Genomic DNA, 14,057 nt, shown 5'->3' on the forward strand with positions numbered 1-14,057 from the left:
ATCTTCTCCAAACCATCATTACTTTTAAGTGTAACGAATCACGCACGTTCCCCCAAACATTCTGTTTTACGCTGGGGAACTCGTTTCGTTGTGGCGGGCACTAAGATACGCCACAACGTTAGCGGCGTTGATGTATCCCACCTGACGCTCGCCATCCATGACCCTCAAGTACTCACTGTGATTTAAATCATCAAAAACATCACTAAGTGTTTGGTCTGAACTAATGTCCGTCGGCGCTGTCTTTCCGGCCGGCAATGTGGTCATGGCATAACCCATCATCACCAATTTACCCACGTACACATCGTCAACATTTTTGGCCACACTTTGTGAGAAGAACCGTTCCACAAAATCATTTGCCGGTTTCTGGGCGATGTTTTCTGGTGTATCCACTTGCAGAATCTCACCATCGTTCATGACGGCAATCCGATCTCCAAGTTTAAGGGCCTCATCCATATCGTGGGTCACAAAGATCATCGTGTCATGCCGAACTTGGTGTAAGTGAAGGACGAGGTCTTGCAACTGGGTCCGCGAAATCGGGTCTAACGCAGAAAACGGTTCGTCCATGAGCACCACCGGTGGCTCGGAGGCAATGGCCCGACAGATCCCGATTCGCTGCTGTTCACCACCGGACAGTTCGCTTGGCATCCGGTCACGATAGGTTGCCGGATCTAACCCCACCTGCGTCAACAATCGATCGACCGTGGCATCAATTTCCTCACGTTTGACCCCCTTCATTTCCGGGATCACCGCGATGTTTTGTGCAACCGTCATGGTCGGAAACAGTGCGATTTGTTGAAGAACATACCCAATGTCCCACCGTAATTCTTGCAGGTTTGTTTCGGCAATATTTTGATCCTTAATAAAAATCTTTCCGCCGCTTTGTGGTTGTAATTGGTTAACCATCTTTAGGGTCGTTGTCTTCCCACTCCCAGAGGTCCCAACCAACACAAACAGTTCACCCTGATTTATGGTGAGGTTTAAATCAGGAATAACAAGGTTCCCGTTAAACGTTTGCTGGACGTGTTCAAACCGGATGTACGGTTCTGAATGATTCACTGTTTCTGTCATCTTAACGGCCCTCCTTCAATAGGTGATGCGTCACAAGGTAGTGGTGGGCCACACTCTTTGCAGATTTCTTCTGAACGTTCACTTCATAGTTCATTTCTTGCATATCTTGTTCTGAAATTTTACCGAAAAGTTGGTTCAAGCTCTTCACAATGCCCGGATATTTTTTCGCGAGGGCCGCTTTCATCAGGGGCGCCCCTTGATAGGCTGGGAAGAAATGCTTGTTATCCTTCAAGACCGTCAAGTCGTACTGCCGCAACTCGCTATCCGTGGAATAAGCATCCACAACGTTAATGTCGCCGTTATGAATCGCCTCGTACCGAAGCTTGGGTTCCATAGATTTAGCCGTCAAATTAAGCCCATAGGTCTTATTAATACCTGGCAGACCATCACTTCGATCAATAAATTCCAGGGTCATCCCAGGCTTCAACTGACTCTCGACCGCCTTCAAATCGCTAATGTTGTGGACGTCCCACTTATCAGCGTCACTCTTTCGAATGGCGAGGGCAAACGTATTGTTGTAAGCCATTGGTTTCAGGTAATCCAGGTCAAATTGCTGACTTAGATCCTTCTTAGCGTCCGTGTAAGTTTCGGTCGCCGTTAAGCCCTTATCACTTTGCGGATTCTTAACCAAACTCTCCAAGACGGTGCCTGAAAATTCAGGATAAATGTCAATCTGATTGTGGTTTAACGCGTTAAATAAGAAACTGGTTTTCCCAAAGTTTGGTTTTAACGTGACGTGTACCCGCTTATTATCCTGTTCGATTAAGTCCTTATACATATTGATCAAAATATCTGGTTCAGAGCCCATCTTCCCGGCAATCACGATGTTATCCTTTGGCTGCTGGGCAACGCGATAGCCTTCAAAACCACCGAACCCCACCAGTAACACAGCGAGCCCCGCAATCAAATACCGCGGCCGAACGTGCTCTAACCGGTTGATCAACCAGCTTAAAACAATGGCTAATAATGCCGAACTCAATGCTCCGATTAAGGTCAGCATTGTATCGTTACGATCAATCCCTAGTAAGATGAAAGTCCCTAATCCGCCGGCCCCAATCAAGGCTGCCAGGGTTGCAGTTCCAATAATCATTACCAAGGCTTGCCGAACACCAGAAATGATCACAGGAGCCGCCATTGGGAGTTCCACCTTAAACAATTTCCGCATTTGGCTCATTCCAAATGCCGTTGCCGCTTCTTCGATGGACGGGTCAATTTCATCGATCCCGATGTATGTATTTTGAAAAATTGGTAACAGCGCATAAATCACAAGCGCAATAACTGCTGGAATCGTTCCGATCCCAACTAGGGGAATCAATAATCCCAGCAGTGCAAGTGACGGAATGGTTTGCAAAACACCCGCAATTTGAAGCATCACGGAAGCAAACCGCCGGTGGTGCGTGGCCCAGATGGCCAGTGGAATTGCAATGGCCATGGCAATTAACAGCGAAATAATTGAAATTTCAACATGCTGACCTAGTGCCGTTAATAGCGCGCCCCGCCGATCCACTAATGTCTGAATAAAAGCATCCATAGCTAATCTATACCTCGGTTTCTAACAATGAAATTCACTGATTTGATCATGTGGTGATGACAAGAATACAGCCCGAACATACGTTTGTCAAACGAGGGCCAATGTTCAGGCCACAAAAAAATACACACCATGTTCGGTGTGTATTATAAACTTACCTTTTTTCAATCACCAACAAGACGCTCTTACTGAATCCGGGCAAGGAAGTACTTCTTCTTTCCCCGGCGAACGATCACAAACTTCCCGTCAAACATTGCGTTGGGATCGACCACGGCTTCAAGGTCCGTTTGCTTGTCACCATTGATGGTAATGGCCCCGTTTGTCACATCTTCACGCGCTTGGCGGCGTGACTTTTCAATGCCACTTTCTGTCAAAAAGTCCACCACATTTTTGGGGGCTGATGTTGTTTCAACACTTGGGAAGGCTTTAAATCCTTGTTCGATTTCGTCAGCCGTCAGTTCCTTCACATTCCCTGAGAACAAGGCATCCGTAATCTTTTGCGCCTGCGCTAACGCATCCTCACCATGAACAAACCGGGTCACTTCTTCAGCTAACCGCCGTTGGGCCGTCCGCTTCCACGGTTCTGCCTTTACTTGGTCAGCCAGTTCATTGATCTCAGCTTCATCTAAGAACGTAAAGTAGCGTAAGAACTTCACGACGTCATTATCTTCTTGGTTCAACCAGAATTGGTAAAATTCGTACGGTGTTGTCTTTTCAGGGTCCAACCAAATGTTGCCCCCTTCGGACTTCCCAAACTTTGTTCCATCAGCCTTTAATAACAGCGGAATGGTCAGCGCAAAGACCTCGGCCTCTGATCCTTCGACCCGGCGAATCAAGTCCAGGCCAGCCGTGATGTTTCCCCACTGGTCACCACCACCGATTTGAAGTTGAACATCATGTTCGCGGTACAACGTCAAGAAATCAATGGACTGCAAAATTTGGTACGTGAACTCTGTAAACGAAATCCCCACTTCCAACCGTGAAGCCACGATTTCCTTGTTCATCATGGTCTTCACGTTAAACAGTTTCCCGTAGTCACGCAAAAAGTCTAATAGTGATAATTTTGAGAGCCAGTCGTAGTTATTGACCAACCGGAACTGGTCTTCACCAAATAACCGAACCATTTGGCCCTTCAAGGCCTCCTGGTTATGCTGAACCTGGTCCATCGTTTGCAGCACCCGTTCAGCCTTTTTCCCTGATGGATCCCCGATGGACCCTGTTGCACCACCAATAACAATCACTGGTTTGTGACCCATCAGTTGGAACCGTTTCAAGATCATGAACGGAATCAAATGACCGATGTGCATGGAGTCCCCGGTTGGATCGATCCCACAGTACAGACCGATCGACTTTTTCGTTGTTAGCTCACGGAGCCCGTCTTCGTCACTGGTTTGGTTAATGGCACCACGCCATTTTAGTTCGTCAATAATGTTCATTTATACTTCCTCCTTATTAATTCGCGGTACAAAAAAAGTCCCCTGCAATCACTGCAAGGGACGAAAATTTTCCGCGGTACCACCCAAGTTATCACCAGTTTGGTGACCACTCAACGCATCGATAACCGCGATGCACCGTTATAGTGAGCGCAAACGCTGTATTTCACACCGTTAATGTGACTAGTTTCCACAGTCCACTAGCTCTCTTTACAGGGATTAACGATCCTACTTGATTAGCACACGGCCAATCACGTTTTCACTATTTATATTGGTATTTATTGTACTAACCCCTAAAACGCTTGTCAACCAGCGCACGCTCTAGTTGACGTAGAAAACGTAGTCCAGTGTGGTGGGGTTTTCTTCTGGTTGGAACCGGGCTGGGTCATACCGTTCGTACGCGTAGGCCAAATTGTCCCAGTCTGCATCCGTCATCAGGTGGCGGAGAATCAACTCTTTCTTAGCCATTTCCATCGCCCGTTGACCAAAAATGTCGCCAGTATCAGGATTCCCGTTTACCCACGCAACGGCTGCTGAACTTGCTGGGACCGTGATGGCTTCAAAGCCTTCTGGCACCTGCTGACCCTTTCGGAACCATTTTCCGATCCAGTATGTCGGTTCATCCCCATCAAACACAAGCAAGCCAATTCTTGCTGGGTCCAACGGTTTGTTAATGGTTTCCAGTTTTTTAAACTTATCGGTCATTTCCCAGTCAAGCCATGCATAGTTATATGACCCATTTTCCTGCTTACTGTAGGGTAAACCAAATAATTGACGTTCTGGTTCAGAAATTAAATTACGGTGTGTCACCTTCATATGGGTGCCTCCTTAGTTTGCCGTTCAACTACATCTTGTAACGTTTCGTGCGCTCGGTCAAGTCGCCATAAATACGGCGAAACCTGTGCCGGAAAGGTTGGATCAATTTTTTGACACCATGCCGTTGCCGTTTTTTGGGTGATTCGTTGATTCAGCTCGTCGCCCAAAATGTGCTGAAGGTGCCCGTCATACAACGCTTGCGAGTTTTCTAACCCCGTTAAGTGCCGGTGCTCATCCAGTACCAAAATGAGTAATAATGCGTTCACCTTTTTTAACCCAACGCCCAAGAATGGCCGTAACCGGTCTAACAATGTTTGATAGTCCGTCACGGCTAACAACGCGTCTGCATCACCGTCATGCGCCATTACCAGTCGACGGCCCAGTTCACTTAAATAGTGTGCCATCGTTGTTGGAAACCGGTGAAGCGCCGGCCGTTGCTGAATTGCAGCCAGCATGGTGGTTTCATGCGTTGCCAACCATGCCGCCGTCAATTCAGCTTGGCCCGTTCGCTGACATAATTGGGCGGGTAACTGCCACGCCTTGCTCGCTGCCATTGACTGATCAGCAATCACCCCACACAGGAGTGCAAGGTGGTTGGTTAATAGTCCCGTCTTTGTGTCAGCCGGTAAGTCGAAGTCACCAATAAACGTTGTTGGGCGGTGCTGTTCATAATCACGGCGAATCAGCGCCAGCCGCGTTACTGCCTCAGTAACTGCCATTATGCGTCTGCCATGGTCTTCAAGAACCGGTTAATCACCGTTAGCTCCGCCTCCGAAAACTGGGCCATTCGCTCGGCGTTTTCACGATCAATCTCCGCGTGCATGGCCGCGTGACAGGTCGCAATCGTCATCCCCGTTGCCGTTAACTCATAGAAAACTTCCTTCTGGTTCTCCGGCCGTTTCCGCATGACGATCACCCCTAGGTTTGCTAGGCGTTTTGCAACCCGCGATATTCCGCCACGCGTGACAGCCAGCTGATCCGCTAATGGCCGCCCGTTTTGAGGACCATCCTGTAATGCCGCCAAAAAATGGAGGGCTAACATTGATAGTTGCGGAATCAACGGCACAAGTGTTTCGTCATCAATGTGCGCCATCATCCACTGATGTTCTCGATCCGGTTGATCTGTTTCGGAGGCGAGGGTCAGCAACTGCCCCGAAATTTCCTTTACCAATCCTTCTTTTGTCATGATTACCATTACCTCGTAGGCTTATCTTAGCATTGTCGCACGAATAACATAAGCCTCGCTTAACGTTTTCTTTTCATTCCTGCCAGTCCGGCCTTTTTTACTGATTATCAACGGACTTCTTTTTTTTGCCATCGCTCCTAGGCGGTTAAGTTGAAGCCCGAAAAAATTGCGTGCTACACTGACTAAAAGGGTTCCAGCACCAACAATTTATTGAAAGTCGAGGTGACCGTCATGCACGTTGTCCTAGTCAATCGTGAAACCAATCAACGCCACGAAATTCCTGACTGCGAAGCCATCGCCCTCGTGGACCTAGACCACCAACCACATGCCCCCCAATATTACGTTCCCAATGCCCGGCAACAGCAGTCTGCAACGGCGGTCATCATTACCCGGCGGCGAAGTCGGCCCTTAACCTACAAAACCGCGTTGTGGGAGTTACGTAAAGATTAATTGACCACCAAATCAAAACGACGACCTTTCCGGAAATTTTTCGGAAAGGTCGTCGTTTGTCGTACTTGAATGTGTTTTTAAAATAGAATAATTGCAAGTTCTTAATAAAGATGATTCTGGCTAAACGTCGTCTTAACGTGTTTAGTGTTTGTATAAATAGGTGTACGTCCCGTCTTCATTTTTTCTAAACGTAAACTCATGGTCTGTTGTATCCTTGGCTCGCCACCGCGTAACCCCGTAGTGGACCGTATCCGAATCTTGTAGCCGTGTGATAACGCCACCCACAAGTTCACGGTCATCACTAAACGAGCCTCGTAAAACACCTTTTAGTTGTGGTAAAAATTCTTCAGCATTTGTAATCTTCATTCTTCTCATCCCCAATCACTTATTTACAAAATCAGTTTAGCAAATCTTACTTAAAATGTGAACGCTTTCATTAAATTTAATTGACTACCGTTAATCATTTCCCCACTCAATCCTTAATCTATTGCCGTTCTCACCTTTATAGTTATTTTCCAATAAGCTGATTCGGTTCGGCCGCACCACATTTAATCACAAAGAGCCTCACCGTCACTGAACAATTAGTTCAAAAACGGTGGGACTCTTTTCGTTTACAACCTATTTACTTTCAGACAGTGTGTTTCGTAGTTGCTCACGAAGCGCATTGGCTGGCGCCAACCGACTGGCACGTTTGACCGATGGATCTGTGGTCACATATTGATAAATCGCGTGTAGAAGGAGCCCGGCCACAAAAATCAGTGGAAAACCGGCCACGGTACAAATCGCTTGGACCGTTTCAAAGCCGCCCACCAACACGATCCCCAGTGAAAAGAGGATAAAAATCACAACCCACGCCATCCGGTTCCACCTTGTCGGTTGCTGTTTACCAGTCAATTCCAAACTGGTAAACGAGGACACGATAAATGCGGATGACGAAATTGTGGTGGCCAAAAAGACGAAACATGATAAACAAAACAGAATCAACATCAGAAGTTTTAACGGTAACGTCTGAATGATGGCGGCAAGCACCGCTGCCTGCCCCTGGCCGTTCAAAATGTGGACGAGATCAACTGCACCAGTTTGTTGTAACCACAACGCGTAGCCACCCAACACTGCGTAAAAACTCAAACAACCACCGACACCATACGTCAGCATGCCAACAATGACCTGGCGGATCGTCTTTCCTCGCGAAATTCGGGCAATAAATAATCCCATTACCGGCATGTACGATAGCCACCAGCCCCAGTAAAACATGGTCTGGTGCTGAGCAAACGTGTTACCACCAGTACTGGCCCGGTTAAACGACATGGCAATAAAGTGCTGGCCCATCAACGTCAATGTTTGAACTTCACCGCCCAGTAAACGCATAGTGGGGCCAACTAACAATACAATGATCAAAAAGCCAATGGCGAGGTAAATGTGCCAAGCTGATAACTTTTTGATTCCTTTATTCAGCCCAGCATACACGGTTAACGCAAAGAGGATGAACAAAACACCAAACAGGGCTAGCTTCAACCCCATGTTGTCTGGAATGCCAGTGATCACGCTCAACACCTTTGCAATCACCGGAATTTCCATCCCGATGGAAGAACCAATTCCGCCCATGATTCCAAAAATCACCAGAAAATCAATCACCTGCCGTAACGTTTTCTTCCCAACGTTTGCGCCCTGTAATGCTGGAATTGCAGCACTTAATCGCTGAACGTGAAGTTGCTTGACATGCATGGCGTACGCGATGGCAATGGTCGCTGTCGCAAAGATCATCCACGCCATGGGGCCCCAGTTAAACTGGCCACACACGCTTGCGTATACGTAAGCCGCTGATGACATGGGTTTCGCACCAAATGCCGGGTGCTGGAGGTATTGCAGCGGATCTGTTGCACTCAGCATCAGGATACTAGCGTCAATTCCCGTCGCAAAGACCATGCTTCCCCACTGAAAACCACTGTAATCGGCTTTTTGCCCCGGTTTACCAAGCGTTATCTTCCCATATTTCGACCAGGCCAACCCCATAAAGAAAATAAAATTAGCGATGTACACGAGAAGATACAGCCACTCCAACCGACTGGTGAGGAAATTCAAAACCGCGTTCATGGCTTGCTGAACGGCTGAACCGCCAATGATCAACACCAACGAAACCAGTCCGAAAAGGACCATGGTTGGTACAAAGACAGTTCGATCGACATTTTGACGCTTTAAAATAATTACCCTCCTAGAAATTGCTTAGTTTTACCAATGTGGTTTATTAATTATCAGCCACCGGAATCGTTTTAATGATCCGGGCCGGATTGCCAGCTAACACCACGTTATCGCCGAAACTTTTCGTCACCACCGAACCGGCACCAACGACCACGTTATCGCCTAGCGTTACACCAGGTAGAATCGTGACGTGCCCACCTAACCACGCGCTGTCACCGATGGTAATTGGTGCGCCTAATTCAACGTCCGCATTTCGAGCGTGCGGATCCAATGGATGAATTGGCGTATACAGACCAACGTCCGGGCCAAAATAACAGTGGGCGCCAATCGTAATCGGACACGTGTCCAAGAACGTGTTGTCGTAGTTTGCATAGAAATGGTCCCCAATGTGAATATTCCAACCATAATCAAACTTAAAGTCGCTCTCTACAAAAAAATCCGGACCACTATCTGCTAACAGTTCTTGAAGGCCATGATTTCGTTTACCATCATCTGCCTCTGCGTTGATTGGCGGCAACACCCGCCGAATCAATTTCCGTCGTGCAATTAATTCCGGATCAAATTGGTTATAGGATTCCCCCGCCGTCATTAACGCCCGGGCCGTTTTCAAAGTTTTCATAGATTTAACGCTAGCACTGTTTTCATTTTCATGCAAAATTGGTTTTGGATGCGATGTCCGCTCATTACTAGCGCCGCACCAGCCGTCGCCATTTTGACTAATTTAATTTTCCCGGTCAAGCCCCGATTCTACCATGCATAAATCGACTTAAAAAAAGTAAGTACAATTCTTTGTGTTCGTCCAAATTTTCGAGTATCTTTTATGCAGATTCAAATTGAATCTAGCAAAACCGATGCAAGTAAGACAAAACTCATTCAGTTTTTTGGGGAAGCCTTCATTCGTTTTTACGTAAATTATTTTTGTTTTCGCCATTATTGACGTCAGCATAACGTCACTGAGGCAGAGAAAAGGAGCGATTATTATGATGAAGAGTAAAATTGTTACAGGGTTAGTTTTAACGGTATTGCCATTGACACTAGCAACAGTTGGAACAGCAAGTGTTAGCGCTGATTCAACTCATGCAACCACGTTTAAAGTTGCCGACAAAACGTCGACCAAAATGACAGGTGCCATTGTTGGTTCATATAACAGCAAGGACAAAAAGGTTGTCGGCGCAACTCAGCCTGGTAAAAAGGTCACGTTTAAAGCCACAATGGCTAAGGGCGATTCAACCTATTTACACTTTGCATTTATGCACGCCGCTTCCGCAGCTAAGGGCTGGTACTTTGCACCCACTTCCGAAGATGGGATCAAGCTAACCAAAGCTGATTTCAAGAATGGTGCCACTAAAGACATTACTAACGAAATCGGGTTGTTTGCAGCACCCGACGCTTCAACCGTTAAATCAGTCACCGCTGATGATGGCACGTTGAAGTACGAAAAGACTTCAATGTTCTTAAAGGCAACGGTCAAGGAATCTAACGGCAAGTACGTTGTTACCATCCAAAACAAGTCAAAGGATGACTACAAGACACCATTCTCATCTGGTGTTTGGGGCACACAAGCAAAGGGTGAAAAGGCCTTTGACCACACGCCTTCTAACGCATTAAGCGAGTTAGCCACAATGGGTCACCGTGACGATCTCCTTAAGGCAGCTGAAACAAAGTAATCATTATCTTAAAATAACAGCCACCGCCGTAATTATGGCAGTGGCTGTTATTTTTGTGTAACCTTCATTTTTTCTGGCGAAACAAAGCGCAGCCTTCGTCTCATCTAACATAAATAGCCCCCATGGACATCAACCCCGTCCATGCAACTCTTGTTCTAGCTGCCATAAACGCGAAACAAAGCGCAGCCTTCGTCTCATCTAACGCAAATAGCCCCCATGGACATCAACCCCGTCCATGGGGGCTATTTGCGTTACCTGAGCAAGCCTAAACGCGCTTTGTTTCGCTCTTTAATTTTTAAACTGTTCCTTTACGTATTCCCGGTACAGATCATGGCTTGCCAACAATTCCTTATGCGTTCCCTGGCCCGTGATCGTGCCGTGTTCCACAAAGATAATGTTATCAGCATCGACCACCGTCGATAACCGGTGGGCAATGATTAACGTCGTCCGGTTCTTCATCAGGTTATTCAAGGCCCGGTGCACCATTTCCTCTGATTCGCTATCCAAGCTGGCGGTTGCTTCATCCAACATCAAAATCTTTGGATCGCGTAAGAACGCCCGCGCGATCGCCAACCGTTGCTTTTGACCACCGGATAACTTCACACCTCGTTCGCCAACCTCCGTCAGTAATTGTGCCGGCATTTCGGCAACAAACTGCTTTGCGAAGGCCAATTCAAGCACGTGCCACAACTCATCATCACTGACCGGGTGGTCTAATCCATACGTCAGGTTATCCCGGATGGTTCCGGCCAAAATGGCACTATCCTGAGCCACATACCCAATTTGACTGCGCCATGAAGCCAGCGAAATATCCGCCACATCACGGTTTCCCAGTTTAACTTTTCCACTCGTGGGTTGATAGAACCGTTCCAATAACGCAAAGATCGTTGATTTCCCAGCCCCACTTGGACCGACAAACGCAATCGTTCGGTTTGGATGAGCCGTAAAACTCATGTCGTGCAGGATTGGTTGGTCCTTTTCATAACCAAACGTGACGTGGTCCATGCTTAACGTTTGCCCGCTCACATCAACTTCTTTTTGTTGATCGGCTTGTTCTGGTTCTGCATCCAAAATTCCGGCAATCCGAACCGTTGCGCCCTTCGTCTTCTGCAATTGACTAAAGAACTGAGCAAATTGCGTTGCGGGTGCAATCACTTGAAACAGATACAGTAAAAAGGCAACCATTGTTCCGATAGATAACGACCCTTCACTGACCCGAACACCGCCGTAACCGATGACCGCCACCATCATGCCCATCATGGCTAAGAGCATTAATGGGCTGATGACAGACATCGTTTTGGCCTCACTAACACCTGTCTTAAACAAGTGCTCAATGCCTGCGTTGCCGCGCTTTGTTTCGTTTGCTTCCCCGTTTGAGGACTTCACAAGTCGAATCTCGCTGAGCGTCTGGGTTGCGATCCCGTTAAAATCAGCCGTTTGTGTTTGTAATTGAATGGATAACCGCCGCATCATGTTCCCAATTGGGGCGATAATCAATCCGACAACCGGCACCGCCAGTAAAATAATGATCGTCATCCGCCAGTCCATCACCAGCAGAATAACGACGGCACCGACCATCGACACAATTCCACTGACAAACGATGGTAGTTGGTCCACAATCAGTGATTTCCACACGGTTGTATCATTCACGAGGTGACTCGCAAGTTCGCCCGTTGTGTGGTCGTCATAGTATGGAACGCTTAAATGAAGCAGCTTTTCCCACACCAGTTTTCGTAGCTTCATGACCACCTGTTCACCCATGTAACCCATCATGTAGTTAGAAACACAACTTGCGATGGCTTGCAGAATAAACGCCCCAACCAGGGCGGCCACCAGTGTGTAACTCAGGTGTGCCAGTGAAAAGTGATCCACCAATCCTTTTGTAAACAGGGGGATGACCAACCCGATTCCCGTCCCCACTAGACTAATTAGGAACCCAATGATCAGCATCGCCATATTTGGTCGCGCCTGCTTTAAAATCTTAAAAAATTCACCCCAACTAAAGCTTTCTGTTGCGGTCCGGCCGTTTCGTTGGCCCCCCGTTGGTAAACTACGCATCATGTCTACTTGCCTCGATCGTTTAATTTGTTAGATTCATAAAAATTAGGCACCTAATTGAATGACCATTACTATAATCACCTTGCTTCTGGAAGTCAACACGTTCGGAGAAAATATTTCGCTGCCTAACTATTTTTTTATTGGTGCGCCCGCTCCGTGTCACTTATCATCTCCTAAAAACCTCATCACACAAAAATGACGCCTTCCCCATGATTGGAAAGGCGTCACGTCTGTTAATTATTCCTAGATCACGTAGACCATTATCACCGTTTTTCTGTTACCCCTTACTTATCAGCGCCTTGTTGTAACAGCTTCCCAACGACGGGTAGCTTACCGAAGTCGGCCGCCCCATCACTTGGAACCACCACAAGATTCGTTTCTGAACTTGCTAGTTGTGAAAAGGCATTGATCGATTGGTTTTCAAAATATTTATCATCGGCGTTGGTTAACCCCGTTTGCACCGTATCGATTCGGTAGCGTTCAGCATCCGCACGGGTTCGTGTTGCCGTGGCTTCGGCAGTGGCCGTTGCCATCAACGCGTCATTTTTAGCTTTATTTGTTAACTGAATGGACCGGGCCTCCCCTTCAGCTTGCGCAATGGCCGCAACCTTTTCCCGGTCCGCCGTTAATTGTTTATCCATGGCCGCTTGAATTGCCTTGGATGGCGTCAGTTCATCAATGTTAATTCGGTCCACATTAATTCCGTACGTATTCGTCAAATCACCAATAGCCAAAGTCAATTCTTGGTTAATTTTGGCTGTGGATCCTAGTGCCTCATTTAAATCCATCCGCCCAATGATGTCCCGCAAGTGGCCCCGAACAAGCTGTGCCATTGATTCAACTGAATCTGTATTTTCATACTGGTACTTCACCGCATCCGTAACGTGAAAATTCAGCGTTAAACTGGCAGACACATCTGCATTATCCTTGGTGATAATGGAGTAGTTTGGTAATGCCAACGGTTCCATGGCCAAACTCACTTTACGAATTTTCTGCACGATCGGAATATACATATGAAACCCCGACTCCACCGTTTGCCGGTAGCGACCCAACGTTTCCACCAACCCCTGATTATTCTGTGGAACAACCTTAAATCCAAACATAATGAGCTCCCCCTTAATTTAAAGACGTTTTAACGTCAAAATATTACCCTGATTTTCCAAAACCATGTATCGGGCCGTCGCATCGATTGGATCATTATTATCAATCAAATACCGATAATAGATTCCGGATAGTGCCACCAACCCGTTTTGAGCATTTAATGCTGTACCACTAATTGTTTGACCAATAATTTGCCGGCCTTCAAACGTCGATTGGTCAACGCTCGCCGCAAGTAGTGTCACAATGTGGGCGTTGACACTCCGATTTTCGCGTTGCGCTGCCGAAGCGATTTTGTCATACAGCGACTGATCTAATCGCAGTAAGAACCGCTTTTCCTGTGAATTGTCGGCCATTGTCAGCCTCCTTAATTGATACTTTTAATATCGAAATGATATCACACTGATATTGTAATTTTATCGAGGCACTTTTACAATGTTTTTCTGCTCTTGGGATCCTCATAATATGCGCTTTTAAGCGAGTTATCAAAAAATCTGCCGATGGCCCCGTCGCAGTCCTTCTGGCTCTGACTGCCGAAAACGCGAAATAAGGCG

The 14,057-nt window shown here is 47.0% G+C and carries 14 protein-coding genes; 2 read left to right on the forward strand and 12 right to left on the reverse strand.

What is annotated here, in order from left to right; genetic code table 11:
• Positions 1-66 precede the first annotated feature (66 nt).
• The 6 genes from ACRYI5_RS05950 to ACRYI5_RS05975 form a co-directional block, all read right to left on the reverse strand.
• Positions 67-1,068, reverse strand: coding sequence for an ABC transporter ATP-binding protein (locus ACRYI5_RS05950; protein ID WP_448224614.1), 1,002 nt, complete (start codon positions 1,066-1,068; stop codon positions 67-69).
• A gap of 1 nt (position 1,069) precedes the next feature.
• On the reverse strand, positions 1,070-2,599 hold the full coding sequence (locus ACRYI5_RS05955) for an ABC transporter permease/substrate-binding protein (protein ID WP_448224615.1): 1,530 nt from the start codon (positions 2,597-2,599) through the stop codon (positions 1,070-1,072).
• A gap of 182 nt (positions 2,600-2,781) precedes the next feature.
• Positions 2,782-4,032 (reverse strand): tyrosine--tRNA ligase, encoded by a 1,251-nt coding sequence (gene tyrS / locus ACRYI5_RS05960; RefSeq protein ID WP_448224616.1) that lies wholly within the window; start codon positions 4,030-4,032, stop codon positions 2,782-2,784.
• A 318-nt stretch (positions 4,033-4,350) separates the two neighbouring features.
• Complete coding sequence (locus ACRYI5_RS05965) at positions 4,351-4,845, reverse strand: hypothetical protein (protein ID WP_448224617.1); 495 nt, start codon at positions 4,843-4,845, stop codon at positions 4,351-4,353.
• The gene (locus tag ACRYI5_RS05970) at positions 4,842-5,564 is read right to left on the reverse strand and encodes a hypothetical protein (RefSeq protein ID WP_448224618.1); all 723 of its coding nucleotides are present in this window, start codon (positions 5,562-5,564) and stop codon (positions 4,842-4,844) included. The genes ACRYI5_RS05965 and ACRYI5_RS05970 overlap by 4 nt, the downstream gene beginning before the upstream one ends.
• Complete coding sequence (locus tag ACRYI5_RS05975; RefSeq protein ID WP_448224619.1) at positions 5,564-6,031, reverse strand: MarR family winged helix-turn-helix transcriptional regulator; 468 nt, start codon at positions 6,029-6,031, stop codon at positions 5,564-5,566. Before ACRYI5_RS05975 ends, ACRYI5_RS05970 begins: the two co-directional genes overlap by 1 nt.
• A gap of 231 nt (positions 6,032-6,262) precedes the next feature.
• Between ACRYI5_RS05975 and ACRYI5_RS05980 the strand changes: the two genes are divergently transcribed.
• Positions 6,263-6,481 carry a hypothetical protein gene (locus ACRYI5_RS05980; RefSeq protein ID WP_407879004.1) on the forward strand — a complete coding sequence of 73 codons (219 nt, stop codon included), beginning with the start codon at positions 6,263-6,265 and terminating at the stop codon, positions 6,479-6,481.
• Between the two features lie 141 nt (positions 6,482-6,622).
• Here ACRYI5_RS05980 and ACRYI5_RS05985 read toward each other — a convergent pair whose 3' ends face one another.
• The 3 genes from ACRYI5_RS05985 to ACRYI5_RS05995 all read right to left on the reverse strand — a co-directional run bounded on the left by ACRYI5_RS05985 (position 6,623) and on the right by ACRYI5_RS05995 (position 9,299).
• The gene (locus ACRYI5_RS05985) at positions 6,623-6,847 is read right to left on the reverse strand and encodes a hypothetical protein (protein WP_407879003.1); all 225 of its coding nucleotides are present in this window, start codon (positions 6,845-6,847) and stop codon (positions 6,623-6,625) included.
• Between the two features lie 252 nt (positions 6,848-7,099).
• The gene (locus ACRYI5_RS05990) at positions 7,100-8,683 is read right to left on the reverse strand and encodes a BCCT family transporter (protein WP_448224792.1); all 1,584 of its coding nucleotides are present in this window, start codon (positions 8,681-8,683) and stop codon (positions 7,100-7,102) included.
• Positions 8,684-8,726: 43 nt separating this feature from the next.
• Entirely contained in the window at positions 8,727-9,299 is a 573-nt protein-coding gene (locus ACRYI5_RS05995) for a sugar O-acetyltransferase (protein ID WP_407879001.1), read from the reverse strand.
• A 361-nt stretch (positions 9,300-9,660) separates the two neighbouring features.
• On the opposite strand from ACRYI5_RS05995, the gene ACRYI5_RS06000 reads away from it, so the two are divergent.
• Entirely contained in the window at positions 9,661-10,347 is a 687-nt protein-coding gene (locus ACRYI5_RS06000) for a hypothetical protein (protein WP_407879000.1), read from the forward strand.
• Between the two features lie 288 nt (positions 10,348-10,635).
• Here ACRYI5_RS06000 and ACRYI5_RS06005 read toward each other — a convergent pair whose 3' ends face one another.
• The 3 genes from ACRYI5_RS06005 to ACRYI5_RS06015 all read right to left on the reverse strand — a co-directional run bounded on the left by ACRYI5_RS06005 (position 10,636) and on the right by ACRYI5_RS06015 (position 13,859).
• On the reverse strand, positions 10,636-12,408 hold the full coding sequence (locus ACRYI5_RS06005; protein ID WP_448224620.1) for an ABC transporter ATP-binding protein: 1,773 nt from the start codon (positions 12,406-12,408) through the stop codon (positions 10,636-10,638).
• Positions 12,409-12,689: 281 nt separating this feature from the next.
• Positions 12,690-13,508, reverse strand: a complete 819-nt coding sequence (locus tag ACRYI5_RS06010; RefSeq protein ID WP_407878996.1) for an SPFH domain-containing protein — start codon at positions 13,506-13,508, stop codon at positions 12,690-12,692.
• Between the two features lie 18 nt (positions 13,509-13,526).
• On the reverse strand, positions 13,527-13,859 hold the full coding sequence (locus ACRYI5_RS06015) for a toxin-antitoxin system HicB family antitoxin (protein ID WP_407878994.1): 333 nt from the start codon (positions 13,857-13,859) through the stop codon (positions 13,527-13,529).
• Between the last annotated feature and the right edge of the window lie 198 nt (positions 13,860-14,057).

This window comes from Furfurilactobacillus sp. WILCCON 0119 (assembly GCF_053471565.1).